24 protein-coding genes are annotated in these 25,698 nt (G+C 71.6%); 6 read left to right on the top strand and 18 right to left on the bottom strand.

Annotated elements, in window-relative coordinates:
- The 4 genes from FYC51_RS12270 to FYC51_RS12255 form a co-directional block, all read right to left on the bottom strand.
- Positions 1 to 501: a cation:proton antiporter regulatory subunit gene (locus FYC51_RS12270; protein ID WP_148733861.1), complete on the bottom strand. Its 501-nt coding sequence runs from the start codon at positions 499 to 501 to the stop codon at positions 1 to 3.
- 54 nt (positions 502 to 555) lie between these two features.
- Entirely contained in the window at positions 556 to 2,286 is a 1,731-nt protein-coding gene (locus FYC51_RS12265) for a glycerol-3-phosphate dehydrogenase/oxidase (RefSeq protein ID WP_187432606.1), read from the bottom strand.
- Positions 2,287 to 2,455: 169 nt separating this feature from the next.
- A complete protein-coding gene (locus FYC51_RS12260; RefSeq protein ID WP_148733860.1) occupies positions 2,456 to 3,580 on the bottom strand; it encodes a GuaB3 family IMP dehydrogenase-related protein in 1,125 nt (374 codons plus the stop codon).
- A 90-nt stretch (positions 3,581 to 3,670) separates the two neighbouring features.
- A complete protein-coding gene (locus FYC51_RS12255; protein WP_148733859.1) occupies positions 3,671 to 5,371 on the bottom strand; it encodes an ABC-F family ATP-binding cassette domain-containing protein in 1,701 nt (566 codons plus the stop codon).
- A gap of 116 nt (positions 5,372 to 5,487) precedes the next feature.
- On the opposite strand from FYC51_RS12255, the gene FYC51_RS12250 reads away from it, so the two are divergent.
- On the top strand, positions 5,488 to 6,639 hold the full coding sequence (locus FYC51_RS12250) for a MalY/PatB family protein (protein WP_148733858.1): 1,152 nt from the start codon (positions 5,488 to 5,490) through the stop codon (positions 6,637 to 6,639).
- Between the two features lie 205 nt (positions 6,640 to 6,844).
- Here the strand turns inward: FYC51_RS12250 and guaB are convergent, their stop codons facing one another.
- A complete protein-coding gene (gene guaB / locus FYC51_RS12245) occupies positions 6,845 to 8,347 on the bottom strand; it encodes an IMP dehydrogenase (protein WP_148733857.1) in 1,503 nt (500 codons plus the stop codon).
- 339 nt (positions 8,348 to 8,686) lie between these two features.
- On the opposite strand from guaB, the gene FYC51_RS12240 reads away from it, so the two are divergent.
- From FYC51_RS12240 to FYC51_RS12225, 4 genes are read left to right on the top strand one after another with little or no spacing between them, the layout of a single operon-like run.
- A complete protein-coding gene (locus FYC51_RS12240; RefSeq protein WP_148733856.1) occupies positions 8,687 to 9,907 on the top strand; it encodes a branched-chain amino acid ABC transporter permease in 1,221 nt (406 codons plus the stop codon).
- A 16-nt stretch (positions 9,908 to 9,923) separates the two neighbouring features.
- The gene (locus FYC51_RS12235; protein WP_148734278.1) at positions 9,924 to 10,904 is read left to right on the top strand and encodes a branched-chain amino acid ABC transporter permease; all 981 of its coding nucleotides are present in this window, start codon (positions 9,924 to 9,926) and stop codon (positions 10,902 to 10,904) included.
- Entirely contained in the window at positions 10,894 to 11,808 is a 915-nt protein-coding gene (locus tag FYC51_RS12230; protein WP_148733855.1) for an ABC transporter ATP-binding protein, read from the top strand. The genes FYC51_RS12235 and FYC51_RS12230 overlap by 11 nt, the downstream gene beginning before the upstream one ends.
- The gene (locus tag FYC51_RS12225; protein ID WP_148733854.1) at positions 11,795 to 12,565 is read left to right on the top strand and encodes an ABC transporter ATP-binding protein; all 771 of its coding nucleotides are present in this window, start codon (positions 11,795 to 11,797) and stop codon (positions 12,563 to 12,565) included. Before FYC51_RS12230 ends, FYC51_RS12225 begins: the two co-directional genes overlap by 14 nt.
- A 642-nt stretch (positions 12,566 to 13,207) precedes the next feature.
- Here the strand turns inward: FYC51_RS12225 and FYC51_RS12220 are convergent.
- From FYC51_RS12220 to groES, 3 genes are all read right to left on the bottom strand, one after another.
- Positions 13,208 to 14,500: an ABC transporter substrate-binding protein gene (locus FYC51_RS12220; RefSeq protein WP_148733853.1), complete on the bottom strand. Its 1,293-nt coding sequence runs from the start codon at positions 14,498 to 14,500 to the stop codon at positions 13,208 to 13,210.
- Between the two features lie 242 nt (positions 14,501 to 14,742).
- Positions 14,743 to 15,699 (bottom strand): EamA family transporter RarD, encoded by a 957-nt coding sequence (gene rarD, locus FYC51_RS12215; protein WP_148733852.1) that lies wholly within the window; start codon positions 15,697 to 15,699, stop codon positions 14,743 to 14,745.
- A gap of 88 nt (positions 15,700 to 15,787) precedes the next feature.
- Positions 15,788 to 16,084: a co-chaperone GroES gene (gene groES, locus FYC51_RS12210; protein ID WP_022889766.1), complete on the bottom strand. Its 297-nt coding sequence runs from the start codon at positions 16,082 to 16,084 to the stop codon at positions 15,788 to 15,790.
- A 161-nt stretch (positions 16,085 to 16,245) separates the two neighbouring features.
- Between groES and FYC51_RS12205 the strand changes: the two genes are divergently transcribed.
- On the top strand, positions 16,246 to 17,433 hold the full coding sequence (locus FYC51_RS12205; RefSeq protein WP_148733851.1) for a class I SAM-dependent methyltransferase: 1,188 nt from the start codon (positions 16,246 to 16,248) through the stop codon (positions 17,431 to 17,433).
- A 7-nt stretch (positions 17,434 to 17,440) separates the two neighbouring features.
- On the opposite strand, the gene FYC51_RS12200 is transcribed toward FYC51_RS12205, so the two are convergent.
- The 10 genes from FYC51_RS12200 to glmS all read right to left on the bottom strand — a co-directional run bounded on the left by FYC51_RS12200 (position 17,441) and on the right by glmS (position 25,622).
- Entirely contained in the window at positions 17,441 to 18,151 is a 711-nt protein-coding gene (locus FYC51_RS12200; protein ID WP_148733850.1) for a DUF4190 domain-containing protein, read from the bottom strand.
- A gap of 8 nt (positions 18,152 to 18,159) precedes the next feature.
- Complete coding sequence (locus tag FYC51_RS19275; protein WP_187432605.1) at positions 18,160 to 18,888, bottom strand: NADH-quinone oxidoreductase subunit J; 729 nt, start codon at positions 18,886 to 18,888, stop codon at positions 18,160 to 18,162.
- A 34-nt stretch (positions 18,889 to 18,922) separates the two neighbouring features.
- On the bottom strand, positions 18,923 to 19,399 hold the full coding sequence (locus FYC51_RS12190; RefSeq protein ID WP_238476316.1) for a DUF4190 domain-containing protein: 477 nt from the start codon (positions 19,397 to 19,399) through the stop codon (positions 18,923 to 18,925).
- 145 nt (positions 19,400 to 19,544) lie between these two features.
- Positions 19,545 to 20,597: a tRNA (adenosine(37)-N6)-threonylcarbamoyltransferase complex transferase subunit TsaD gene (tsaD, locus tag FYC51_RS12185; protein ID WP_148733848.1), complete on the bottom strand. Its 1,053-nt coding sequence runs from the start codon at positions 20,595 to 20,597 to the stop codon at positions 19,545 to 19,547.
- Entirely contained in the window at positions 20,594 to 21,103 is a 510-nt protein-coding gene (gene rimI, locus FYC51_RS12180; protein WP_238476315.1) for a ribosomal protein S18-alanine N-acetyltransferase, read from the bottom strand. Before rimI ends, tsaD begins: the two co-directional genes overlap by 4 nt.
- A complete protein-coding gene (gene tsaB, locus FYC51_RS12175) occupies positions 21,100 to 21,720 on the bottom strand; it encodes a tRNA (adenosine(37)-N6)-threonylcarbamoyltransferase complex dimerization subunit type 1 TsaB (RefSeq protein WP_148733847.1) in 621 nt (206 codons plus the stop codon). The genes rimI and tsaB overlap by 4 nt, the downstream gene beginning before the upstream one ends.
- 9 nt (positions 21,721 to 21,729) lie before the next feature.
- On the bottom strand, positions 21,730 to 22,236 hold the full coding sequence (gene tsaE / locus FYC51_RS12170; RefSeq protein ID WP_148733846.1) for a tRNA (adenosine(37)-N6)-threonylcarbamoyltransferase complex ATPase subunit type 1 TsaE: 507 nt from the start codon (positions 22,234 to 22,236) through the stop codon (positions 21,730 to 21,732).
- Positions 22,236 to 23,387, bottom strand: coding sequence for an alanine racemase (alr, locus tag FYC51_RS12165; RefSeq protein WP_148733845.1), 1,152 nt, complete (start codon positions 23,385 to 23,387; stop codon positions 22,236 to 22,238). Before alr ends, tsaE begins: the two co-directional genes overlap by 1 nt.
- Positions 23,384 to 23,749 carry a holo-ACP synthase gene (locus FYC51_RS12160; protein ID WP_148733844.1) on the bottom strand — a complete coding sequence of 122 codons (366 nt, stop codon included), beginning with the start codon at positions 23,747 to 23,749 and terminating at the stop codon, positions 23,384 to 23,386. The genes alr and FYC51_RS12160 overlap by 4 nt, the downstream gene beginning before the upstream one ends.
- 22 nt (positions 23,750 to 23,771) lie before the next feature.
- Positions 23,772 to 25,622 (bottom strand): glutamine--fructose-6-phosphate transaminase (isomerizing), encoded by a 1,851-nt coding sequence (gene glmS, locus FYC51_RS12155; RefSeq protein ID WP_148733843.1) that lies wholly within the window; start codon positions 25,620 to 25,622, stop codon positions 23,772 to 23,774.
- Positions 25,623 to 25,698: the final 76 nt, after the last annotated feature.

The raw sequence follows: 25,698 nt of genomic DNA, 5'->3' as shown, positions 1-25,698 counted from the left end.
TCAGGCCTCGGCACCTCGTGCGGGGCCGTCGTTCATCACCCGGAACACCTCGGCGATGCGGTCGGTGGGGCCGACCGCCACGACCGTGTCGCCGGGCTGCACGATGAAGTCTGCGGCGGGCGACGGGTGGGCGTGATCGTCGCGCACGACCGCGACGATCGCGACGCCGGATGCCACGGGCGCCTCGCCGAGGGGACGGCCCACGATCGCGTCGCCCTCGTCGACCGTCATCCAGTCGATCGGCACGCCGGGGAGCTCGTCGAGCTCGGCGATCGACTCCACGATGCGCGTGCCGCCGAGCAGCTCGGCGAGCGTGTGCGCCTCGTCCTCGTCGAGCCGAACGGTCACGGCATCGTCGTCGTCGCGAGCGCCGGGGGGACGGCTCACCAGGTCGCTGGACCCCGTGCGGTGGGCGACCACGGCGACCTCGCCGCCGTCGGCCGCCGCGAAGGAGTGCAGCACGCCGACACCGGGAAGGGTGACCCGGCGGACATCAACCATGGCGCGCGCTCCTCGGACTCGATCAGGCCCGCGCCCCAGTCTATCCGCGTGGGATCATTCGACCTTCACGATGTCGGGCGCCTCGAGCCGCACGCGGTCGGCGGACTCGTCGTCGGGCTGCTGCTGCGACGCGCGCTCGGCGGCGACGCGCTGCAGGTAGCGCTCGACCTCGAGCGCCTCGCGCTCCTCGTCCCACCCGAGCACCCGTGCCATGAGCTTCGCCGCGACCGGGGCCGCCGAGACGCCGCGATCCCACGCCTCGATCGAGATGCGGGTGCGGCGGGCGAGCACGTCGTCGAGGTGCAGGGCGCCCTCGTGCGAGGCCGCGTAGACGACCTCGGCCGCGAGGTAGTCGTCGGCGCCGGGCAGCGGCTCCCCCAGCTCGGGCTCGGCGCGGATGAGGTCGAGCAGCTCGTCGGTCATCGTGCCGTAGCGGTTGAGGAGGTGCTCGATGCGCACCTTGTGCACGCCGAACGCGTGGGCGATCTTGCCGCGCTTGTTCCAGGCCGCCTGGTAGCCCTCTGCGCCCAGCAGCGGGATGTCCTGCGTCGTCGACGGCGGGATCCGGCCGTCCATCGCGTCGGCGGCGGCGTCGATCGCGTCCTTCGCCATGACGCGGTACGTCGTCCACTTGCCGCCCGCGACCACGACGAGCCCGGGCACGGTGTGCGCGACGATGTGCTCGCGCGACAGCTTCGACGTCTGGTCGCTCTCGCCGGCGAGCAGCGGACGCAGCCCGGCGAACACGCCCTCGACGTCTTCGCGCGTGAGGGGCACGGCCATCACCGCGTTCACGTGCTCGAGCAGGTAGTCGATGTCGGCCGCCGTCGCCGCAGGGTGCGCCTTGTCGAGGTTCCAGTCGGTGTCGGTCGTGCCGATGAGCCAGTGCCGGCCCCACGGGATGACGAACAGCACGCTCTTCTCGGTGCGGAAGATCATGCCCATGGCGGACTGGATGCGATCGCGCGGCACCACGAGGTGGATGCCCTTCGACGCGCGGACCTTGAACGTGCCGCGCTCGCCGACCATGCGCTGCGTGTCGTCGGTCCAGACGCCGGTGGCGTTCACCACCTGCCGGGCGCGCACCTCGAAGTGCTCGCCCGTCTGCAGGTCGTGCGCCTTCACGCCGACGACCCGCTCGCCGACCTTGATGAAGCCCTCGACGTTGACCCGGCTCGCGACGTGCGCGCCGTAGAACGACGCGGTGCGCGCGAGGCTCGCCACGTAGCGCGCGTCGTCGACCTGGGCGTCGTAGTAGGTGATGCCGCCCACGAGCGCGTCGTTCGAGAGCGACGGGATGGCCTTCATGACCTGGCGCTTGGAGAGGTGGCGGTGGTGCGGCACCCCGGGCGGGCGACCGCCGGTGTAGCTGAAGATGTCGTAGAGCATCATGCCGGCGCCCACGTAGAAGCGCTCGAAGATGCGCTTCTGCACGGGGTAGAGGAAGCGCACGGGCTTCACGAGGTGCGGGGCGATGCGCTGCAGCAGCAGGCCTCGTTCGATGAGCGCCTCGCGCACGAGCCGGAAGTCGAGCTGCTCGAGATAGCGGATGCCGCCGTGCACGAGCTTCGACGATCGGCTCGACGTGCCCGACGCCCAGTCGCGGGCCTCGAGGAGGCCGGTCGAGAGGCCTCGGGTGACCGCGTCGAGCGCGGCGCCCGTGCCGACGATGCCGCCGCCCACCACGAGGATGTCGAGTTCCTTCTCCTTGAGCCGGGTGAGCGCGGCCTCGCGCTCCTCGGGTCCGAGCTTCGTCGAACGCGTCACCGACTTGAGACGTGCCATCGTCGTACCCCATCCCCGCGGTTTCACGGCGAGACCGCGTGATCCGGAATCCACGCTACCCGAGCGCCCGGACGGATGGAACGGACGCGCGGGCGTCTCCCAGCACCGCCGACAAGAGCCCGCCTGTGGAGGACGGGTGGCAGCGACTCGGGCCCGACGGCCAGGAGCGTCAGGCCCCCTGGTACGGCGCGACGACGACCTCGACGCGCTGGAACTCCTTGAGGTCGGAGTAGCCGGTCGTCGCCATCGAGCGTCGCAGCGCGCCCACGAGGTTCGCGCTGCCGTCGGCGGCCGGCGCCGGCCCGTAGAGCACCTCCTCGAGCGACGCCACCTGCCCGACCTGCACGCGCTGGCCGCGGGGCAGCTTCGAATGGTGCGCCTCGGCGCCCCAGTGGTACCCGCCGCCGGGGGCGTCGGTCGCGCGGGCGAGCGCGGCACCGAGCATCACCGCGTCCGCGCCGCACGCGATCGCCTTCACGATGTCGCCCGACTTGCCCACGCCGCCGTCGGCGATGACGTGCACGTAGCGGCCGCCGGACTCGTCGAGGTAGTCGCGACGCGCGCCCGCGACATCCGCCACCGCCGTCGCCATGGGCGCGTGGATGCCGAGCGTCGCGCGCGTGGTCGAGGCCGCGCCGCCGCCGAAGCCGACGAGCACGCCCGCCGCGCCCGTGCGCATGAGGTGCAGCGCCGCGGTGTAGGTGGCCGCGCCGCCGACGATGACGGGCACGTCGAGCTCGTAGATGAACTTCTTGAGGTTGAGGGGCTCGACGTTCTTCGAGACGTGCTCGGCCGAGACGGTGGTGCCGCGGATGACGAAGAGGTCGACGCCCGCCGCGACGACGGTCTCGTAGAGCTCCTGCGTGCGCTGCGGCGAGAGCGCGCCCGCGACCGTCACGCCGGCCGCGCGGATCTCGGCGAGTCGAGCCGTGACGAGGTCGGGCTTGATCGGCTCGGCGTAGAGCTGCTGCATGCGCGACGTGGCCCGCTCGGGCGTGAGGTTGCGGATCTCGGCGAGCACGGGCTCGGGGTCCTCGTAGCGCGTCCAGAGGCCCTCGAGGTCGAGCACGCCGAGGCCGCCGAGCTGTCCCATCATGATCGCGATGCGCGGCGACACGACCGAGTCCATCGGCGCCGCGAGGAACGGGATGTCGAACTGGTACGCGTCGATCGACCAGCCGACCGACACGTCTTCAGGGTCGCGCGTACGCCGGCTCGGCACGATCGCGATGTCGTCGAACGCGTAGACGCGGCGGCCTCGCTTGGAGCGGCCGATCTCGATCTCCTGGGTCACCCGTCAACCCTACCGAAGGGTCCCCTCCGGGCACACGGACGCCGCCACGCGGCGCCGCACGATGCCCCCGCGCGGCGCAGCACGATGCCGCTACCGCGCCCGCACCACCCGCGCCTCGTCCCACACCGGGGCATCCGACTCGACCACCTCGCCGTCGGACCGGAAGACCAGGAACCGGTCGAAGCTGCGCGTGAACCACCGGTCGTGCGTGACCGCGAGCACCGTGCCGTCGAACCGCGACAGCGCGTCCTCGAGCGCCTCCGCTGAGACGAGGTCGAGGTTGTCGGTCGGCTCGTCGAGCAGCAGCAGCGTGGCGCCCGACAGTTCGAGCAGCAGGATCTGCAGCCGGGCCTGCTGCCCGCCCGAGAGCGACTCGAACCGCTGCTGCGCGGCCGCCGCGAGCCCGTACCGGTCGAGCGCCGAGCTCGCGGCCTCGCGGGCCATGCCCTCGCGGTTCGCGTCACCCCGATGCAGGATGTCGAGCAGCGTGCGTCCGTGGAATTCGGGATGCTCGTGGTTCTGCGCGAACCACCCCGGCACCACCCGGGCGCCGAGCACGGCCCGACCCTCGTGCGGGACGCGCGCGAGCGTCTCGCCGACCGTCGTCACGTGGCCGAGCGTGCGATCGGGCTCCGTGCCGCCGCCGGCGAGCAGCCGCAGGAAGTGCGACTTGCCCGAGCCGTTCGAGCCGAGCACCGCGACGCGGTCGCCGTACCAGACCTCGAGGTCGAACGGCCTCATGAGCCCGCTCAGCTCGAGGCGCTCGCACACGACCGCGCGCTTGCCCGTGCGGGAGCCGCGCAGCCGCATCGACACCGCACGCGCCGGCGGCCGCTCCTCGGGCGGCCCGGCCTCCTCGAACTTGCGCAGCCGCGTCACCGCCGCCTGGTAGCGCGACGCCATGCCGTCGTTGTACGTCGCCTTCACCTTGAGGGTCGCGACGAGCGTCTTCAGCGCGACGTGCTGCTCGTCCCAGCGCCGGCGCAGCTCGTCGAGCCGGGCGAAGCGCTCCTCGCGCGCCTCGTGGTAGCCCTCGAAGCTGCCGCCGTGCACCCAGGCGGTGTTGCCCGCGGCGCCGAGCTCGAGCGTCACGATGCGGTCGGCGGCGCTCGCGAGCAGCTCGCGGTCGTGCGACACGAGCAGCACGGTCTTCGGCGTCGCGCGCAGCTGCGCCTCGAGCCAGCGCTTGCCGGGAACGTCGAGCGAGTTGTCGGGCTCGTCGAGCAGCAGCACCTGCTCGGGCCCGCGCAGCAGCGCCTCGAGCGCGAGCCGCTTCTGCTCGCCGCCCGACAGCGTCGCGAGCTCGCGCCACTTCGCCCGCTCGAACGGGACGCCCAGCGCGGCCATCGTGCAGTGGTCCCACACGACCTCCTGCTCGTAGCCGCCCGCCTCTGCGTACTCGGCGAGCGCCGACGCGTAGCGCATCTGCGTCTCGGTGTCATCGCGTTCGATGAGGGCGTCCTCGGATGCCTCGAGCTCGAGCGCCGCGTCGCGGACGCGCTCCGGCGCCACCGACACGAGCAGTCCCGCCACGGTCGGCGCGGCGCCCGGCACCGTCCGGCCGGTGCCCACGAACTGGTCCATCACGCCGAGCCCGCCGTCGACCTGCACGCTCCCCTCGTCGGGTCGCAGGTCGCCGCGGATGATCCGCAGGAGGGTCGACTTGCCCGCGCCGTTCGCGCCGATGAGCGCGGTCGTGCGCCCCTCGGTCACGCGGAACGCGAGGTCGGCGAGCAGCGGCCGCCCGTCGGGGAGCGAGAAGGAGACGCCGTTGACGTCGATGAAGCCCATGGGTGAGTGTCCGATCCGTTCGCGGCGCGAGCCGCGCCGCCCGGAGAGGGCAGCCGATCAGACTACCGGCCAGCGGCATGCGACGCCACCGTGCCATCGTGGGGCAAGCTGGACGCATGCAACGCGTCGCCGCAGAGCCCCTCGACGTCCTCCGCAGCCGGACCAGCGTCAAGTGGCGCACATTCCCGTCCGACGTGCTGCCCCTGCCCGTCGCCGAGATGGACTACCCGCTGGCCGAGCCCATCGCGCACGCGCTGCACGCGGCGATCGAACGCTCCGACACGGGCTACGCATCGGGCGGGCGCCAGGTCGCCGAGGCGTTCCAGGGCTTCGCGGCCACGCGCCTCGGCTGGGACGTCGATCCGGCCCGCATCACGTGCACCGCCGACGTGAGCATGGGCATCGTCGAGGTGCTCCGCCAGGTCACCGAGCGGGGCGACGGCGTCGTGCTCACGCCGCCGGTCTACCCGCCGTTCTACGCCCTCGTCGCCGAGGCCGGCGCCTCCGTCGTCGAGGTGCCCATGCGCGGCGGCATCGACGAGGGCTGGTCGCTCGACCTCGACGGCCTCGAGGCGGCCTTCGCGGCCGGCGCCCGCTCGATGGTGCTCTGCAACCCGCACAACCCCCTCGGCATCAACCCCGCATCGGCGGAGCTCGCCGCCCTGGCCGAGCTCGCGGCGCGGTTCGGCGTGACGATCGTGTCCGACGAGGTGCACGGCGCGCTCGCGCAGCCGACGACGCCGTACACGCCGTTCCTCACGGTGTCGGATGCCGCGCGCGAATGGGGCGTCGCCGTCACCGGTGCCACCAAGGCGTTCAACATCGCCGGGCTGAAGGCCGCGCTCATCGTGACGGCGAGCGAACGCGGCGACGCGGTGCGCGGTCGGATGCCCGAGGAGGTCTCGTGGCGCATGAGCCAGTTCGGCGCCATCGCGACGATCGCGGCCTTCCAGGAGGGCGGCCATTGGCTCGACGGCGTGCTCGCGAGCCTCGACGACAACCGGCGCCTGCTCGCCGACCTCCTCGCCGACGAGCTGCCCGACGTGCGCTATCGGATGCCGGAGGCCACGTACCTCGCCTGGCTCGACCTGTCCGCGCTGGGCTGGGGCGACGACCCCGCGGCGCACGCGCTCGAGCACGCGAAGGTGGCGCTCACGGGCGGACCCGCCTTCGGGGCATCCGTCGGCCGCGGCCACGCGCGCCTCAACTTCGCGTGCACGCCGGAGGTGCTGGCGGAGGCGGTGACGCGGCTGGCGGAGGCGCGTTGACCCGGTCGTCGAGTAACCCCGGTCGTCGAGTAGCGCCGCGCGCAGCGCGACGCGTATCGAGACGCGGCACGAGCCCGGAACAGGGCGTGGCCTCACGTTCTCGAGTCTGACCGCGGCACGCTTCGCAACGCTGGCGCGTCGCGAGCGCTCCTGCTCCGCCTTTCTGACGGAAGCGCGTCGGGCCTTCGGCCCGCCGCGCTGACCGTCAGCGGGTGTAGTTCGGCGCCTCGACGATGAACTGCACGTCGTGCGGGTGCGACTCCTTCAGGCCCGCGGGCGTGATGCGCACGAAGCGGCCCTTCGTCTTCAGCTCGGCGATGTCGCGCGCGCCCACGTAGAACATCGACTGGCGCAGCCCGCCGACGAGCTGGTACGCGACGGCCGAGACGGGACCGCGGAACGGCACCTGCCCCTCGATGCCCTCGGGGATGAGCTTGTCGTCCGACGGGACATCCGCCTGGAAGTAGCGGTCCTTCGAGTACGACGTCTTCTTGCCGCGGGTCTGCAGCGCGCCGAGCGAGCCCATGCCGCGGTAGGCCTTGAACTGCTTGCCGTTCTGGAAGACGAGCTCACCGGGGCTCTCGGCGGTGCCCGCGAGCAGCGAGCCCAGCATGACGGTGTCGGCGCCGGCGACGAGCGCCTTCGCGATGTCGCCCGAGTACTGGAGGCCGCCGTCGGCGATGAGCGGGACGCCCGCCGGCTTCGTGGCCTTCGAGGCCTCGTACACGGCGGTGATCTGGGGCACGCCCACGCCCGCGACGATGCGCGTGGTGCAGATCGAGCCGGGTCCGACGCCGACCTTCACGGCGTCGGCACCCGCGTCGACGAGCGCCTGGGCGCCCTCGCGCGTCGCGACGTTGCCGCCGATCACGTCGATGTGGGCGAACGACGGGTCGGCCTTCAGGCGGCGGATGATGTCGAGCACGCCCGCGCTCTCGCCGTTGGCCGTGTCGACCACGAGCACGTCGACGCCCGCGTCGCGCAGCGCCTCTGCGCGCTCCCACGCGTCGCCGAAGAAGCCCATGGCCGCGCCGACGCGCAGGCGGCCCTCGGCGTCCTTCGTGGCGTTCGGGTACTGCTCCGACTTGTCGAAGTCCTTGACGGTGATGAGGCCGGTCAGGCGGCCGGCACCGTCGACGAGCGGCAGCTTCTCCACCTTGTGCTGCGCGAAGATCGCGATCGCCTCGTCGGGGTCCATGCCCACGCGGCCCGTGATGAGCGGCGCCTTGGTCATGACGTCGCGCACGTAGGTGCTCGGCTTCTCGAAGTCGGAGACGAATCGCATGTCGCGGTTCGTGATGATGCCGACGAGCACGCCCTCGCCGTCGACGACCGGCAGGCCGCTCACGCGATAGGTGGCGCACAGGTGGTCGACCTCGGCGACCGTGGCGTCGGGCGTGGTGGTCACCGGATTGGAGACCATGCCCGACTCGCTGCGCTTCACCCGGTCGACCATGTCGGCCTGCTCCTGGATGGAGAGGTTGCGGTGCAGGATGCCGATGCCGCCCTGGCGCGCCATGGCGATCGCCATGCGCGCCTCGGTGACGGTGTCCATCGCGGCGGACAGGAGGGGCGTCGCGACGTCGATGCGTCGCGTCAGCCGCGAGGTCGTGTCGGCCTCGCTCGGGATCACGTCGGTGTGGCCTGGCAGCAGCAGGACGTCGTCGTAGGTCAGCCCTGTGAATCCGAACGGATCTGCCTGATCCATGTCTCCCCTTCGTCTCTCCGAGTCATGGCGCACCCGTGAGTGGTGGAGCTCCCGGGATGCATCAATGTTAAGCGAGTTTGCGCAGCGGGCATTCCCCGGATAACAATCGAGGGCCATTGTGACTGTGTGCGAAACACATGGGACATAATCGGCACGTACTGTCAGACGACGTTGTCGGCAGGAAAGACCGGACCCGGACGGCCAACAGCCCCCGGGACCCCAGGAGGTGCAGTGGAACCCACGCAAACAGTCGCCAGACGGTCTCGCGGGAGGTGGCTCATCCTCCTCGGAATTCTGTTGTCCGCACTCACTCTGTCCGGCATCGCAGCGTCCCCTGCGATGGCGGAGGATGGGAGTACGCCCAGCCCGAATTCCGAGGAAGAGTTCGAGAACTTCTTCGTCGGGAACGTCACGTTCGACGACGAGCCCCTCGAGGGCGTCGAGATCACGGTCGAGGGCGGCGGCTTCGAGGCCTCGACCGAGACCGACGCCGATGGCCGTTGGACCCTCGGTGTGCCCGAGAAGGCCGAATACGAGCTCACGCTGAACGAGGACACCCTTCCCGAGGGCGTCGTCGTCCAGGACGGCCAGGCCACGGTGACCGCCGAGTTCGGCCTCACCAACCGCAAGGCGGTGAACTTCTTCCTCGGTGAAGGCACGAGGACCACGACGGACATCGGCGCCCAGGTGCTCATCCGCGTGGTCAACGGCCTGAACTTCGGCCTCCTCCTCGCGCTCGCGGCGATCGGCCTCTCGCTGATCTTCGGCACGACGGGCCTCTCCAACTTCGCGCACGCGGAGATGGTGACGTTCGGCGCGTTGATGGTGCTGACCTTCGGCGTCGACCTGGCATTGCCGATCTGGCTCGCCATCGCCATCGCCATCGTGCTCAGCGCCGGCCTCGGCTACACGCTCGACGCCACGATCTGGAAACCGCTCAGGCGGCGCGGGGTCGCACTGATCCCGCTCATGATCGTGAGCATCGGCCTGTCGCTCGCGCTGCGCTACACGTACCAGTTCTTCTACGGCGGCGCGACCCGTCAGCTGCCCGGCGCCACCCTGCCGTCGGACATCCGCATCGGGCCGATCACGCTCTCGTGGATCGACGTCGCGAGCATGGCCACCTCCGTCGTGGTGCTCCTCGCGTTCGCGTTCTTCCTGCTGCGCACCCGCATCGGCAAGGCGACGCGAGCGGTCTCCGACAACCCGAGCCTCGCGGCCGCGAGCGGCATCGACGTCGACCGCGTCATCCGCATCGTCTGGATCGCGGGCGGCGCGCTCGCCGGTCTCTCGGGCATCCTCTGGGCGTACTTCCGTCCCGGCGTGAGCTGGGACATGGGCTTCCAGATCCTCCTGCTCATCTTCGCCGCGGTCACCCTCGGCGGCCTGGGCACCGCGTTCGGCGCGCTCGTCGGCTCCCTCATCGTGGGCCTCTTCATCGAGCTGTCGACGCTGTGGCTGCCGTCCGACATGAAGTACGTGGGCGCGCTCGTCGTGCTCATCCTGGTGCTGCTGTTCCGACCGCAGGGAATCCTCGGTCGCCGCGAGAGAATCGGTTGAGGAGGAACCCGACATGATCGACTGGATTGCGATCTTCTCCAACGCGGCGCAGGAGCTCATCAGCCCCACCACTGCCGCCTACGCCCTGGCCGCCCTCGGCCTGGCGATCCACTTCGGATACACGGGCCTCCTGAACTTCGGTCAGGCCGGCTTCATGGCCCTCGGCGCGTACGGTTACGCGATCTCGACGCTGAGCTTCGGATTCCCCGTGTGGGCGTCCGTGCTCGTCGGCGTCGGGGCATCCGTGATCTTCGCCCTCATCCTCGGTATCCCGACGCTGCGCCTGCGGGCCGACTACCTCGCGATCGTCACGATCGCGGCGGCGGAGATCCTGCGGCTCATCTTCACCACGAACACGTTCGACGCCATCACGGGTTCCGCGAGCGGACTCCAGGGCTACAAGGACGGCTTCGCCGCCCTCAACCCGATCCCGCCCGGCACCTACGGGTTCGGACCGTTCACGTACAACGCGTACGACTGGTGGATCCGCATCGTCGGCTGGACGCTCGTCGTGGTCTTCGCACTGATCACCTGGCTGATCATGCGCAGCCCGTGGGGCCGCGTGATCAAGGGCATCCGCGAGGACGAGGACGCCGTGCGCGCACTCGGCAAGAACGTGTACTCCTACAAGATGCAGAGCCTCATCATCGGTGGTGTCTACGGCACCCTCGCCGGCATGATCTTCATCATGCCGCGCGCGGTCGTGCCCGCGAACTACCAGACGTCGCTCACGTTCTTCATCTACGCGATCCTGCTCCTCGGCGGCGCCGCCACGATCCTCGGTCCGGTCATCGGCTCGATGATCTTCTGGGTGCTGCTCTCGTTCTTCTCGGGCTTCGTCGCCCGTGCGGTCGAGGCGGGCTGGTTCCCCTTCATGACGCAGGTGCAGGCCGGTCAGCTCCGGTTCATCCTCGTCGGCGTGGCGATCATGCTGCTCGTCGTATTCAGGCCTCAGGGCATCTTCGGAAACAAGAAGGAGCTGGCCTTTGTCAAGTGAAACCACTCCCACGTCCAAGCCGGTGAAGACCACCGGCCTCCACGTCGGCGAACCCGCACCGGGCGTCCAGAAGGTCGACCCGATCCTGATCGCCGACGGCGTCAAGCGCACCTTCGGCGGCCTCACCGCCGTCGACGTCGACCACGTCGAGATCCCGCGCGGGGCCATCACGGCCCTCATCGGGCCGAACGGTGCCGGCAAGACCACGTTCTTCAACCTGCTCACGGGCTTCGACAAGCCCGACGAGGGCAAGTGGGAGTTCGACGGTCGCTCGCTGGCGCACGTCCCCGCCTACCGGGTGGCGCGCATGGGCCTCATCCGCACCTTCCAGCTCACGAAGGCGCTGGGCCTGCTCACCGTCATGGACAACATGAAGCTCGGTGCGAAGGGCCAGTCGGGTGAGAACCTGTTCCGCTCGATCCTGCCCTTCATCTGGCGCAAGCAGGAGGAGGAGATCGACGCCAAGGCGATCGAGCTCCTCGGCCGATTCAAGCTCGACGCCAAGAAGGAGGACTACGCGGCGAGCCTCTCCGGCGGACAGCGCAAGCTCCTCGAGATGGCGCGGGCGCTCATGAGCGACCCGACGCTCGTCATGCTCGACGAGCCGATGGCGGGTGTGAACCCGGCGCTCACGCAGTCGCTGCTCGACCACATCCTCGACCTGAAGTCCCAGGGCATGACGGTGCTGTTCGTCGAGCACGACATGCACATGGTGCGTCACATCGCCGACTGGGTGATCGTGATGGCCGAGGGCAAGATCGTGGCCGAGGGCGACCCGCACAACGTCATGCAGGACCAGGCCGTGATCGACGCCTACCTCGGCGCCCACCACGACACCGACCTCGGTGCCACCGACACCGACCATGTCGAGGCCATGAAGGAGCTCATCGATGACGAACAGTGAACCGGCCGCCGGCGCGGTGCTCGACCCCGTGGCCGAGGCGGTCGTCGAGGTCGACAACGTCACGGCGGGGTACCTCCCCGGCGTGAACATCCTCAACTCGTGCTCCCTCGTCGCGAGGCAGGGCGAGCTCATCGGGATCATCGGTCCGAACGGCGCGGGCAAGTCCACGCTGCTGAAGTCGATCTTCGGCCTCGTGAAGGTGCGCGACGGCGCGATCCGGCTGCAGGGCGAGGAGATCACCAACCTCAAGGCGAACAAGCTCGTCGCGAAGGGAGTCGGCTTCGTCCCGCAGACGAACAACGTCTTCCCCTCGCTGACGATCCAGGAGAACCTCGAGATGGGGATGTTCCAGAAGCCCAAGGGCCTCAAGGACCGCCTCGCGTTCGTGACCGAGATCTTCCCCGAGCTCGGCAAGCGCCTCGGCCAGCGGGCCGGATCGCTGTCGGGCGGTGAGCGCCAAATGGTCGCCATGTCCCGTGCGCTCATGATGGGTCCGCACGTGCTGCTGCTCGACGAGCCCAGCGCGGGCCTGTCGCCGGTGCGCCAGGACGAGGCGTTCCTGCGGGTCAAGGAGATCAACCGGGCCGGCGTCACGACCATCATGGTGGAGCAGAACGCCCGCCGCTGCCTGCAGATCTGCGACCGCGGCTACGTGCTCGACCAGGGACACGACGCCTACACCGGCACCGGTCGCGACCTGCTGAACGACCCGAAGGTCATCGGCCTGTACCTGGGCACGCTCGGCCAGGACGAGTAGACCCGATCGATCCCGAAGAGGGGCGGATGCCGCGGCATCCGCCCCTCTTCGCGTGTGTGGCGCGTGCGGTAGGGGCGGGCCATGGTCCCGGATGCCGCAGCGGCCGCCCTGTGCGGCCCGGTGGTAGGCGCGCGCGTCCGCAGGGCGGTGAGCGCAGCGTCCGCGGATGCCGCTCCGGCCTGCCCGAGCGTGGCAGGTGGGTTCGCGGCATCCGCCCCGCTTCGCGTCAGCAGCGCGTGGTGGGGGCGGGCCGTGGCGACGGATGCCGCGACTGCTCGGGCCTGCCCGGCGTGGCGCGTGGGTCCGCGGCATCCGTCCCGCCTCGCCGTGTGCAGAGTGTGCGGGCCGGGCCGGGCCCGCCAGAGGGCGGCGCTCGGGCCCGAAGCGTCCGATGGGGCGGGACCCTCTGCCGACGCGTCCCCCGGAGCTGTGCCGGTCGACGCCACCGCCCCGAATCAGGCGATCGAGCGCTGCTCAGGACCGGATCCCCGAATGCGGCCTGAATCCGGGCCGATCGCCTGAGCCGCGCCTGAGCCGCGGGTCGGTGTTGACGACTCCCCCCATGCACGCGAAGGCCCTGACCGAAGCCCGGGCACGCGAAAGGGCCCCGGCCGAAGCCGGGGCCCTTCCAGGCGACGCGTACTAGTTGACGCGAGTGTACGTGTTGTCGTCGCCGTACTCGTAGATTCCGATGGTCGCCTCGGTCGGGTCACCGTTCTCGTCGAGGGTGATCGGGCCGGACGCGCCGTCGAAGTCGATCTGCTGGCCCTCGGCGAGGAGCGCCGCAGCGTCGGCGAAGGAGGAGACCGCCTCGCCGTCGCCGGTGCCGCCCGACACCTGGCGGAGGTACTCGGCGATGTCGGCACCCTCGGTGCTGTTCGCCGCGTACGCCGCAAGGGCGATGAGCATCAGCGCGTCGTACGACTCGGGTCCGTAGCTGTAGTCCGCGAGGTCGGCGTTGATGCCGAGCATGCGGTCACGGAAGTCGTCCTCGAGCTTCGGGCCGGGCAGCGTGCCCTTGGCGCCGGCGATCAGGCCGGGCGCGAAGTCCGCGCTGTAGTCGGCCAGGTTGCCGTCGACGAAGTACAGCTGGTCGCCCGGGTAGCCGGAGCCGACCAGTGCCGGAACGACGACCTTGGCCTCGTCGAACGTGATGACCGCCACGGCGTCGGGGTTCGCGGCGTTGATCGCCGAGAGCTGCGCGTCGAAGTTCGAGTCACCCGTGTTGAAGAGCTCCTCGGCCACGACCTCGCCGCCGGCCGCCTCGAAGGACTCCTTGGTCGCGGCCGCGAGGCCGGTGCCGTAGGGGTCGTTCAGGACGAGCAGGCCGAGCGTCGAAGCGCCGTCTTCTGCGATCAGGTTGCCGAGCACCTCACCCTGGAGGAGGTCGGACGGCGCGGTACGGAAGTACAGGCCGTTGTCCTCGTAGTCGGTGAAGTCGGGCGACGTGTTCGCCGGCGAGAACTGCACGACACCCGCAGCGGTGATCTGGTCGATCACGGTGAACGACACACCGGACGACGCGGCACCGATGATGGCCGAGACGTCCTGCGAGAGGAGGTCGGTCACCGAGACGGTGGCGATGTCGGTGGTGGTGTCACCCGAGTCGCGGTAGACGACCTCGACGTTGATGCCGAGGTCGGCGTCGTTGATCTCCTGCGCCGCGAGCGCGACACCGGCCTCCTCGGGCGGGCCGAGGAATGCGAGCGTTCCACTCTGCGGGAGGATCGTGCCGACCTTGAGGGTCAGGTCGCGTTCGCCGGCCTCGATGGGCAGGGCGTCGCCGGCCGCCTCGGTCGGTTCTTCCGATTCGGCGGGGGCCGGGGCACCCGTGCTGCACGCGGTGAGGAGGAGGGCACTGACGCCGGCGATGGCGACCCCCGTCCACGCTGCGCGAGCCGAGCGCGAGGCCGTGGCCTTCGCGAATACGCTCATGTTGCTCCTTGGGACTGAAGGACTGGTACACAAAGCAGCGTCTGGAGACGCCGTGGCTTTGACAGTATTGCCCGCCTCTGGAGGAAACAAGTGAACCCGGTCACAACCGTGTAACACCCTCGGAATCGTTACCTTGCCGACACCTTCCTGCGCGAGCACGCACGGAATCGTCGTGTCGGAGGCTTCCGACGCGCGGATCGAGCGTGACCCCCGGACGCGGGCCCTGACGCCACGACGAACCCCTAGATCGGCTCCACCGGGGCGCGTCGCGCCGACCGCGCTCCACGCACGAGGTCGAACGTGAGCACCAGGAGGGCGAGCCAGACGAGGGCGAACCCGATCCATCGCTCGGGCGGCATGGGCTCCTGCAGCACGAACACGCCGACCAGGAACTGGATGAAGGGCGCGAAGTACTGGATGAACCCCATGAAGATGAGTGGGAGACGCCGCGAGGCCGCGGCGAAGAGCAGCAGCGGGATGGCCGTCACAACACCGGCCATGAGCAGCAGCACCGTGTGCCACGGGCTGACCGTGCCCATGGTGAGCCCGCTCGTCATGGCGACGAACACGAGCTGCGCCACGGCCAGCGGCGCGAGCCACGCCGTCTCGAGCGTGAGGCCCGACACCGCGTCGACCTTCGGTCCGACCCGCTTCTTGATGAGCCCGTAGAAGCCGAACGAGAACGCGAGCACCAGCGCGATCCACGGCAGCTGGCCGTAGCCGACGGCGAGTACGACGACCGCCACGATCGAGATGCCCACGGCGACCCACTGGGTGGCGTTCAGGCGCTCGCGGAGCACGAGCACGCCGAGGAACACCGTGACGATCGGGTTGATGAAGTAGCCGAGCGCCGCCTCGACGACCTGGTTCGTGAGCGTCGCATAGACGTACGTCGACCAGTTCACGAAGATGAGCACGCCCGCGAGCCCCATCGTGAACAGCACCCGCCGATCGCGCACGAGCGCCATGAACGGACGCCAGGCTCGGGTCACGGTGATGAGCAGCACGCAGAAGACGAGCGAGAGCAGCACGCGCCATCCGACGATCTCGATCGGACCGGCCGGCTCGAGCGCGATGAAGTAGACGGGGAGGAAGCCCCAGAGGCCGTAGGCCGCGATCGCGAACGCGAGCCCCGACCGGCTCACCGAGGCGTGGTGCGCGGGCGGCGCTGGGGTCTCGGTCTCGGAGCGGGATGACACCAGCTCAGCCTACGCCCGGCACTCCCCACGGACACGACGAGGCCCGGACGCCGCATGGGCGTCCGGGCCTCGGATGGTTCGTGTCGACCTAGCGGACGACGACCGCGAGCACGTCGCGAGCCGACAGCACGAGGAAGTCCTCGCCGCCGAACTTCACCTCGGTGCCGCCGTACTTCGAGTAGATGACCTTGTCGCCGACGGCCACGTCGAGCGGGACACGGTTGCCGTTGTCGTCGATGCGACCGGGGCCCACCGCCACGACCTCGCCCTCCTGGGGCTTCTCCTTGGCGGTGTCGGGGATCACGAGACCCGACGCGGTGGTCTGCTCTGCCTCGACCTGCTTGATGACGATGCGATCCTCGAGCGGCTTGATGGAAACCGACACGGTTGACCCCTTCTCTGTTTGGGCGAATGACGTCTTTGCGAAGACTGATTAGCAGCCTCATTGCGAGAGTGCTAAGCCGAGTCTAGGCGCGATTTGGCACTCGTGCAACGTGAGTGCCAGCCGCTGCGGAACTCCGCAGTGCGCGATGCTAGCGTGGCCGGGTGGACCGCGCCGACCTCGTCGAACTCCTCTCCCCCGAGGGACTGCGGCTCCTCGACCAGCTCCCCGAGTGGGACTCGAAGGCGGACATCGTGCGCACCGTCGCCGAGCTCCGTCGGCAGGGGCATCCGCCCGGCCTCGTGGCCGCGGTGCTCAGCCAGTCGAAGCTGCGCGCCAGGGCGAAGGCGAAGTTCGGCGAGTTCGCGACGCGCATGCTGTTCACCGAGGCCGGGCTCGAGCAGGCCACGCGGTTGAAGGTCGCGGCGCTCCACGCCGGTCGCTTCGCCCGCGCCGGCATCGGCCACGTCGCCGACCTCGGCTGCGGCATCGGCGGCGACGCCCTCGCGCTCGCGGCGGTCGACCTCGAGGTCACCGCGGCCGACGCCGACGAGGTGACGGCCGCCATCGCCACCTTCAACCTCACCCCGTTCCCGAAGGCGCGCGTGCTGCACGCGCGCGCCGAGGACGTGGCCCTCGGCGGAATCGGCGGCGCCTGGCTCGACCCCGCCCGCCGCAGGACCTCGGGCGGCACGACCCGTCGGCTCGCGGATGCCGCGGACTACTCGCCGAGCCTCGACTTCGCGTTCGGGCTGGCCGACCGCCTGCCGGTGGGCGTGAAGCTCGGCCCCGGCACCGACCGCGACGTGATCCCCGGCGGAGCCGAGGCGCAATGGGTCTCGGTCGACGGCGACGTGGTGGAGCTCGCCGTGTGGCTCGGCGCGGTGGCGCGGCCGGGCATCGGCCGCGCGGCGCTCGTCATCCGCGACGACGGCGCCGCCGAGCTCACGGCGCCGGCCGACAGCGAGGACGCCCCGACCGGCCCCCTCGGCGACTACCTGTACGAGCCCGACGGCGCCGTCATCCGCGCCCGCCTCATCGGCGACCTCGCCCGCGCGAACGGCGCGTGGATGCTGAGCGACGGCATCGCGTACCTCACCGCGGATGTCGCGTTCGAGACGCCGTTCGCGCGCGGCTTCCGCGTGCTCGACCGCCTCCCCGCCGACGAGCGGCAGCTGCGGCAGGCGCTGGCGGCGCGCGGCATCGGCACGCTCGAGATCAAGAAGCGCGGCGTCGACGTCGACCCGGCGGCACTGCGCACGCGACTGAAGCTGCGCGGCGACGAGAGCGCCACGATCGTGCTCACGCGGGAGGCGGGGCGCCACGTGGCGCTCCTCGTGGAACGCGTCTGAGCTGCGATCAGCGGGGCAGCGCGCCGAAGACGATGGCGTAGTAGCCGATCCAGACGGCCGAGAAGACGAGTCCCGCGATACCGGTGCCGATGCCCACGAACGCGAGCGTGCGCCCCTCCTCCTCGCGGCGCAGCCCGAGCACGCCGAAGACGAGCGCGGCGATCGAGAGCGGCAGCATCCAGCCGACGAACAGGGAGGCGGCGGCGCCGATCACGCCGATGACCGCGGCCACCCAGCTGTAGACGCGGCGCTGGGTGTCGTCCTGCTCCTCGTCGTCGGCGGACGCTCGGTCGGGGAGCTCGGGCCGGTGCACCACGAGGAGCTGGCCGGTCGGAACCCGTTGCAGCTCGCCGGTGTCGAACGGCACCTCGAACTCGCGAACCGCCGGGTCGGCGCGCAGCGTCGGCTCGGTCGGGGGCGCCACGAGCCCCTCGTCCCGGTCGGCTCCGCGGTCGGATGCCGCGTCGGCCTCCCGCGCGATCGGCTCGGCCCCGACCGGTTCGTCGCTGGAGTCACGCGCGACGGGTGCGTCGCTCGCGTCACGCGCGACGGGTGCGTCGCTCGCGTCTCGCGCGACCGGTTCGCCGCTCGCGTCGCGTGCCGCGCGCTCGTCGTCCTGCTCTCGAGCCGTCGGAGCGTCACCCCCGGTGTGCGGCTCCTCGGGCGGAGAACGGTCGGGGGCCCCGCCCGAGGGCGGGACCCCGTCGCGGTCGATCATGGAAGGCCTCAGTACGTGTAGTCGACGTAGTTCGGGAAGCTCGCGAAGGCGATGCTCCAGAAGATGATCGAGAGCAGGGCCATGGCGACGCCGACGAAGCCGAGGATGATGCCCGTGAGCCACATGCCCTTGGCCGCGGGCTCCTTCTTGCGGCCGAGGAAGCCGAGCACGACGGCGCCGGCCGGGATGATGAGCTGCATGATGCCGCCCACGAACGGGATCCACACCACGGCGAACCCGCCGACCACGCCGATGATGCCGGCGATGAGCGAGATCAGGCTGAACACGGGCGTCGGCTTCGCCGGCGCGCCGGTGCCGTAGGCGGGCGCGACGTAGCCGGGCTCGCCGTATCCGGGCGGGCGGCCCGTGCCGTAGCCGGGCTGCTGGGCTCCGTATCCGGGCTGCGGCGCGCCGTAGGGCGAACCGGGTTCGGCCGCCGCCGCGGGCGCGCCGTAGCCCGGGGCGGGCGGAGGCGGCGGGGGCGGCGTCGCGGCACCGTAGCTCGGCGGCGCGGGCGGCGCGGGAGGCTCGGGCGCCGACGGCGGCACGGGCGCGGACGGCACCTCGGGGGCACCCGGCGCCTCGGGCGCGGGCGGCGCGGTCGGCGCGTCGGGGACGGTGGGCTCGGTCGGCGACGGGAACGTCGGCTCGGGCTCCGACGGAACCGTCGGCTCGTCGGGCGTCGGGACGGTCGGCTCGTCGGGTCGGGGCGCGTCGGGGTTCTTGGGATCGCTCATGTCATCGGCCTTTCGTGGTCGGAGTCGGTGGTGCTCAGTACTGCGTCGTGAATCCGCCGGAGGCGGCGATCGAACCGAACACGATGGCGAGGACGATGACGGAGAGGATCGCCAGCGCGAGGCCGATGTAGCCGACGATGAGGCCGGCGACGGCGAGGCCGCGTCCCTCCTCCCCGGTCTTCTTGATCTGGCTGAGCGAGATGTGCCCGCAGATGATGCCGACGATGGAGCCGATGCCCCACGCGATCACGAAGCCGGCGATCGACGCGATGAGCGAGACGATCGCGAGCACGTTGGTCTTCTTGGCGGGCTGGCCGTAGGGCTGGCCGTACGCGGGCGCGGGCTGCCCGTATGCCGGAGCGGGCTGGCCGTACGCGGGGGCCTGCTGGCCGTAGGCGGGCGCCGGCTGCTGGGGCTGCGGCGCGCCGTAGTCGGGCGCGGGCGGCGGCGGAGGCGGAGGCGGCGGCACCGCGCCGCCGGGCTGCTGCTCGGGAAGGTTCGGATCGGTCACGGTCGTTGTCCCCTCGGTGCTGTGGATTCACTGGTCGCCGCGCCACACCCGGGCGCCGGCGGCGGCGCGCGCATTCGCGGCATCCGCTTACGTTGCACACACTATCGCTCAGGATCGGCCGCGCACAGCCTCCCGCGCGGGGCGATCAGGCCTGGATGTCGGTGACCGGAAGCGTCGAGTCGGCGCCGAAGCCGAGCGCCGACGGGCCGTGCCCGGCCATGATGAGCTGCGCCCCCAGTGCGGCGATCATCGCGCCGTTGTCGGTGCACAGCGACAGGGGCGGGATGCGCAGCGCGATGCCCGCGGCATCCGCCCGCTGCTCGGCCACCTCGCGGAGCCGCGCGTTCGCCACGACGCCTCCGCCGAGCAGCAGCCGGGGCACGCCGAGGTCGGTGCAGGCCGCGATCGCCTTGGAGACGAGCACGTCGACGACGGCCTCGCGGAAGCTCGCCGCGACGTCGGCCAGCGGCACGGGCTCCCCCGCCGCCTCGCGCTGCTCGACCCAGCGCGCCACGGCGGTCTTGAGTCCCGAGAAACTGAAGTCGTAGCGGTGCGCCGCGAGATCCTTCGGCTGGGTGAGTCCACGCGGGAACCGGATCGCGGCCGGGTCGCCGCCGATCGCCGCGAGGTCGATCTCGGGCCCCCCGGGATACGGCAGGCCGAGCAGCCGTGCGACCTTGTCGAACGCCTCGCCCGCCGCGTCGTCGATCGTCTCGCCGAGGAGCTCGACGTCGGAGACGAGGTCGCGCACGAGCAGCAGCGAGGTGTGCCCGCCCGAGACGAGCAGGGCGATCGTCGGCGTCTCGAGCGGCGCCGCGTCGTCGAGGATGTCGGCGCCGACGTGCCCGACGAGGTGGTTCACGGCGTAGATGGGCCGGTCGAGCGCGAGCGCGAGCGCCTTGGCGGCGCCCACGCCCACCATGAGCGCGCCGGCGAGCCCGGGCCCGCTCGTGACGGCCACGGCCTCGACGTCGGACAGCGACACGTCGGCCTCGGCGAGCGCCGCGTCGATCGTCGGGCCCAGCGCCTCGAGGTGGGCGCGCGCCGCGACCTCGGGCACGACGCCGCCGTAGCGCGCGTGCTCCTCCATCGAGGAGGCGATGACGTTGGCGAGCAGCTGGGAACCGCGCACGATGCCGACCCCGGTCTCGTCGCACGACGTCTCGATGCCCAGCACAAGTGGGGCGTCGCGGTTCATGCGCCGCTCCCGGATGCCGCGGGGCGCGTGACGGCGGCCGGCACCTCGAGCCGCATCGAGATCGCGTCGACGCCGTCGGGCTGGTAGTACCCGCGACGCACGCCGATCTCGACGAAGCCGAGCGAGCGGTACAGCGACCGCGCGATCGGGTTGTCGGCGCGCACCTCGAGGAAGATCTCGGCGACGTGCCTGCGGCGGGCCGCGGTGATGAGGGCGTGCATGAGGCCGCGGCCGAGGCCGACCCCGCGCGCGAACTCCGCGACCGCGATGGTCTGGATGTCCCCCTGGCCGCCGTCGGGCGGCGCGAGCAGGCCTGCGTAGCCGAGCAGGCGCTGCTCGGGGTCCTCGGCGTCGTCGTCGACGGCGACGAGGTAGTAGGCGTGCGGGTTCTCGAGCTCGCGACGCATGGATGCCTCGGGCCAGGCGTCGTTCACGAACGTCGAGCGCTCGAGCCGCATGATCGCCTCGAGGTCGTCGACCTTCGCCCGTCGCATGAACACGCTCACGGCAGGACCCGCTTCCCGGCCGACGGCGTCACGTCGGGCGCGCGCAGGTAGAGCGGCGCGTCCTCGGCGAGCGGGAGCCGGCGCGCGGCGAAGGCGAGCTCGGCGAGCATGCCCACGGCGCCGGCCTGCACGTAGTGCGCCTCGAGCCGCGTGCCGACCGCGTCGGGCACGTCGTCGCGGGGGCTGAGCACCGGGCCGTCGACGCGCACGGGCAGGTCGTCGTCGTCGAGCCCGTCGTAGCCCGACACGGCGAACTCGCGCCGCCGCGCGTCGGTCAGCACCTGGAGCGGTCCCTCGTTGCCGGCGCGATACCACGCCCACGCCACGGCGTCGTGGCTCACGACCGGCACGAACGGGCGGCCGATGCCCACCGCGAACGCGTGCGCCGCGGCGATGCCCACGCGGAGCCCGGTGAACGGCCCGGGACCCATGCCGCCGGCGACGCCGGACAGGTCGGCCGGACGCACGCCCGCGCCGGCGAGCGCGTCGCGGATGAGCTCGCCCACCACCTCGGCGTGCCGCATGGTGTCGTCGGTGCCGGCCTCGGCCAGGATGCCGCCGTCGCGATCGACGACGGCGACACTCGTGCCCGTCGAGGTGTCGATCGCGAGGAGCATGGATCCAGCCTACTTCGACGCGTCGAAGGGGGTCCCGGCCCAGCGGGGCCCGTAGCCGCGCAGCTCGAGCACGCGCGGCTCGTCGGCGCCGAGGTGCTCGGCGTCGGCGGCATCCGTCGTCGTCTCGGCCGACACGCCCTCGGGCCGCTCGATGACGACCTCGAGCCAGGAGTCGCTCGCGCCGTCGAGCAGGCCGACGCCCCACTCGACCACCACCACGGAGCGGTCGAAGTCGAGATCGAGGTCGTCGAGGTGCAGCGCGCTCTCGAGCCGGTACGCGTCCACGTGCACGAGCGGCGGTCCGCCGACGAGGTTCGGATGCGTGCGCGCGAGCACGAACGTGGGGCTCTGCACGGGACCGCGCACGCCGAGGCCCTCGCCGATGCCGCGGGTCAGCGTCGTCTTGCCGGCGCCCAGCGGGCCCGTGAGCAGCACGAGGTCGCCCGCGCGGAGCCCGGTGGCGAGCTCGCGGCCGAACGCCTCCATCGCCGCCGTGTCGGGAGCGTCGACGCGCATCAGGCGCCTCCGACGTAGGTGCGCGGCACCCGCGGTCCGATGCGCGTGACGATCTCGTAGCCGATCGTGTCGGCCGCGTCGCCCCACTCGTCGGCCGACGGCGCGCCGGTCGCGGGATCGCCGAACAGCACGACCTCGTCGCCGACCACGACGGCGTCGTCGCCGACCTCCACGAGGAACTGGTCCATCGCGATGCGCCCGACGATCGGCCGGCGGGCTCCCGCGAGCCAGACCTCCGCTCGGCCCGACGCCTGCCGGGGCACGCCGTCGGCGTAACCGAGCGGCACGAGCGCGAGCGTCGTGGGCCGGTCGGCGCGCCACACGTGTCCGTACGAGACGCCCGTGCCCGGTGCGATGCGGCGCACGGCGGCGACGCGCCCGCGCAGGGTCATGGCGGGACGGAGCCCGAGCTCGGCGGCCGTCGTGCCGTCGCCGAACGGGGGCACCCCGTAGCAGCCGATGCCGAGGCGCACGAGGTCGTAGCGCGACTCGGGGCGGCGCAGCGCGCCCGCGGTCGACGCGACGTGCCGCACCTCGGGTGCGAGGCCGGCGTCGGATGCCGCGGCGAGCGCGGCATCGAACGCGGCGAGCTGCGCGGCGTCCTCATCGGGCGAGGTGTTCGCGAGGTGGCTGAAGACGCCGCGCACGCGCACCCGGCCCTGCGCCTCGAGCTCGGCGGCCGCGCGGACGGCCTCCTGCCACTCGTCGGGCGCGACGCCGTTGCGGCTGAGGCCGGTGTCGATCTTCAGGTGCACCTCGGCGCGTTCGCCGACGGATGCCGCGGCCTCCGCGACGGCGCGCAACTGCGGGATCGACGAGACGCCGACGTCGACGTTCCGCCGCACCGCCCGGGCGAAGTCGGCGTCGGGATCGTGCAGCCAGGCGAGGATCGGCGCGTCGATGCGCGCGTCGCGGAGCGCGATCGCCTCGTCGAGGTCGGCGACGCCGAGCCACGAGGCGCCGCCGGCGAGCGCCGCGCGGGCGACCGGCACGGCGCCGTGGCCGTACGCGTCCGCCTTCACCACGACCATGGCCCGGGCCGGCGCGACCTGCGCGATCAGCGCGGCCACGTTCTCGCGCACGGCGTCGAGGTCGATGACGGCCTCGCGGAACGGACGCGACGCGGCATCCGTCGACGGGGTCTCGCTCACCCCTCGCCCCGATCGGACTCGAGCACGACGAACGCGCTCGCGATGCCCGCGTCGTGGCTCATGGAGAGGTGCACGCGGTCGATGCCGAGCAGCCGGATGTGCTCGGCCATGCCGCCCGTGAGCCGGAAGTCGGGGTTGCCGTCGACGTCCTGCACGATCGTCATCTCGTGCCAGCGGATGATCGTGTGGCCGCCGAGCGCCTTGATGAGGGACTCCTTGGCGGCGAACCGGGCCGCGAGCGAGCGGGCCGGGCGACCGCGTTCGCTCTCGGCGAACAGGCGCTCGACCAGCCCGGGCGTGCGCTCGATCGAGCGCTCGAAGCGCACGATGTCGACCACGTCGATGCCGATCCCGACGATCACGACACGACCTCCCGCCTCGTCGTCACTCCACCGTCACGGACTTCGCGAGGTTCCGCGGCTGGTCGACGTCGAGGCCCTTCGCCTGCGCGAGCTCCATCGCGAACACCTGCAGCGGCACCACGGCGAGCAGCGGCTCGAAGAGCGGCGCGGCGAGCGGGATGCGGAGGACCTCGTCGGCGAACGGCAGCACCGCGGCATCCCCGGCCTCGGCGATCGCGATGACGCGGGCGCCGCGGGCGCGGATCTCCTGGATGTTCGACACGACCTTCGGGTGCAGGTTCGCCGACCCGCGCGGGCTCGGCACGACCACGAAGACGGGCTGGCCGGGCTCGATGAGCGCGATCGGACCGTGCTTCAGCTCGCCCGCCGCGAAGCCCTCGGCGTGGATGTAGGCCAGCTCCTTGAGCTTCAGCGCGCCCTCGAGGGCGATCGGGTAGCCGACGTGGCGGCCGAGGAAGAGCACCGAGCGGGTGTCCGCCATCCAGTGCGCGAGCTGCTCGACGCGCTCCGCCTGCTCGAGCACGGTGCTGAGCTTCTCGGGCACGGCCTGCAGCTCGGCGAGGTTCTCGGCGAGCGCGGCATCGTCGAGCGTGCCGCGCACGCGGGCGAGGTGCAGGCCGAACAGGTACAGCGCGGCGATCTGCGCCACGAACGCCTTCGTGGACGCGACCGCGACCTCGGGGCCGGCGTGCGTGTACACGACCGCGTCGGACTCGCGCGGGATGGTCGCGCCCTGGGTGTTGCAGATCGAGATCGTGCGGGCGCCCATCTCGCGGGCGTACTTCACCGCCATGAGGGTGTCCATCGTCTCGCCCGACTGGCTGATCGAGACGACGAGGGTGCCGTCGTCGAGCACCGGTTCGCGGTAGCGGAACTCGTGGCTGAGCTCGACCTCGACGGGCACGCGCGCCCACTGCTCGATCGCGTACTTGGCGACCATGCCCGCGTACGCCGCCGTGCCGCAGGCGATGACCGTGATGCGACGGATGCCGCGGAGCTCCTCGTCCCCGAAGGACTCGAGCTCGGGGATGGCCACCCTGCCGTCGACGACGCGTCCGCGCAGGGTGTTCGCGACGGCCTCGGGCTGCTCGGACACCTCCTTGCGCATGAACGACGACCAGCCGCCCTTCTCGGCGGCCGACGCGTCCCACGCGACGTCGAACGGCTCGACCTCGACGGACTCGCCGTCGAAGTCGGTGACGGTGACGCCCTCGGCCGTGATGGTGACGATCTGGTCCTGGCCGATCGCGACGGCGCGCTTCGTGTACTCCACGAACGCGGCGACGTCGGAGCCGAGGAAGTTCTCGCCGTCGCCCAGGCCGATCACGAGCGGGGAGTTGCGGCGCGCGCCGACGACGACGCCCGGCTGGTTCCGGTGGACGGCGAGCAGGGTGAACGCGCCCTCGAGGCGGGAGACCGTGGCACGGAACGCCTCGGTGAGCTCGCCGATGCGGCGGTACTCGCGGCCGAGCAGCACGGCGGCGACCTCGGTGTCGGTCTCGGACTCGAACGTGAAGCCCTCGGCGAGGAGCTCGTCCTTCAGCTCGGCGAAGTTCTCGATGATGCCGTTGTGGATGAGCGCGAGCCGGCCCTCGTCGCCGAGGTGCGGGTGCGCGTTGCGGTCGGTGGGGCCGCCGTGGGTCGCCCACCGGGTGTGGCCGATGCCGGTGCCGCCCTCGTGCAGGGGGGTGGCGGCCAGGTCGTCGGCGAGGACCTGCAGCTTGCCGGCGCGCTTGGCGGTCTCGATGACGCCGTCGTCGTCGACGATCGCGACTCCCGCCGAGTCGTAGCCGCGATATTCGAGGCGGCGAAGGCCGCCCATGAGGACGTCGAGGCTGTTGCGCTCCCCGACGTATCCGACGATTCCACACATGCGCTCGATTGTATGCGCAGCGGGCTGTGAGCCCGGTGCGCAGGCCACCGAGCGCGGCCCGGGAACGGCCGCCCCG

The organism is Agromyces mariniharenae (assembly GCF_008122505.1).
GTDB classification, from domain to species: Bacteria; Actinomycetota; Actinomycetes; order Actinomycetales; family Microbacteriaceae; genus Agromyces; species Agromyces mariniharenae.
This window is presented reverse-complemented; position numbering and strand designations above follow the sequence as displayed.

Coding starts and splice junctions, on each gene's coding strand:
- FYC51_RS12270 (WP_148733861.1), bottom strand. CDS start 501: ATGGTTGATGTCCGCCGGGTCACCCTTCCCGGTGTCGGCGTGCTGCAC.
- FYC51_RS12265 (WP_187432606.1), bottom strand. CDS start 2,286: ATGGCACGTCTCAAGTCGGTGACGCGTTCGACGAAGCTCGGACCCGAG.
- FYC51_RS12255 (WP_148733859.1), bottom strand. CDS start 5,371: ATGGGCTTCATCGACGTCAACGGCGTCTCCTTCTCGCTCCCCGACGGG.
- FYC51_RS12250 (WP_148733858.1), top strand. CDS start 5,488: ATGCAACGCGTCGCCGCAGAGCCCCTCGACGTCCTCCGCAGCCGGACC.
- guaB (WP_148733857.1), bottom strand. CDS start 8,347: ATGGATCAGGCAGATCCGTTCGGATTCACAGGGCTGACCTACGACGAC.
- FYC51_RS12240 (WP_148733856.1), top strand. CDS start 8,687: ATGGCGGAGGATGGGAGTACGCCCAGCCCGAATTCCGAGGAAGAGTTC.
- FYC51_RS12225 (WP_148733854.1), top strand. CDS start 11,795: ATGACGAACAGTGAACCGGCCGCCGGCGCGGTGCTCGACCCCGTGGCC.
- FYC51_RS12220 (WP_148733853.1), bottom strand. CDS start 14,500: ATGAGCGTATTCGCGAAGGCCACGGCCTCGCGCTCGGCTCGCGCAGCG.
- FYC51_RS12200 (WP_148733850.1), bottom strand. CDS start 18,151: ATGATCGACCGCGACGGGGTCCCGCCCTCGGGCGGGGCCCCCGACCGT.
- FYC51_RS19275 (WP_187432605.1), bottom strand. CDS start 18,888: ATGAGCGATCCCAAGAACCCCGACGCGCCCCGACCCGACGAGCCGACC.
- tsaD (WP_148733848.1), bottom strand. CDS start 20,597: ATGAACCGCGACGCCCCACTTGTGCTGGGCATCGAGACGTCGTGCGAC.
- tsaB (WP_148733847.1), bottom strand. CDS start 21,720: ATGCTCCTCGCGATCGACACCTCGACGGGCACGAGTGTCGCCGTCGTC.
- tsaE (WP_148733846.1), bottom strand. CDS start 22,236: ATGCGCGTCGACGCTCCCGACACGGCGGCGATGGAGGCGTTCGGCCGC.
- glmS (WP_148733843.1), bottom strand. CDS start 25,622: ATGTGTGGAATCGTCGGATACGTCGGGGAGCGCAACAGCCTCGACGTC.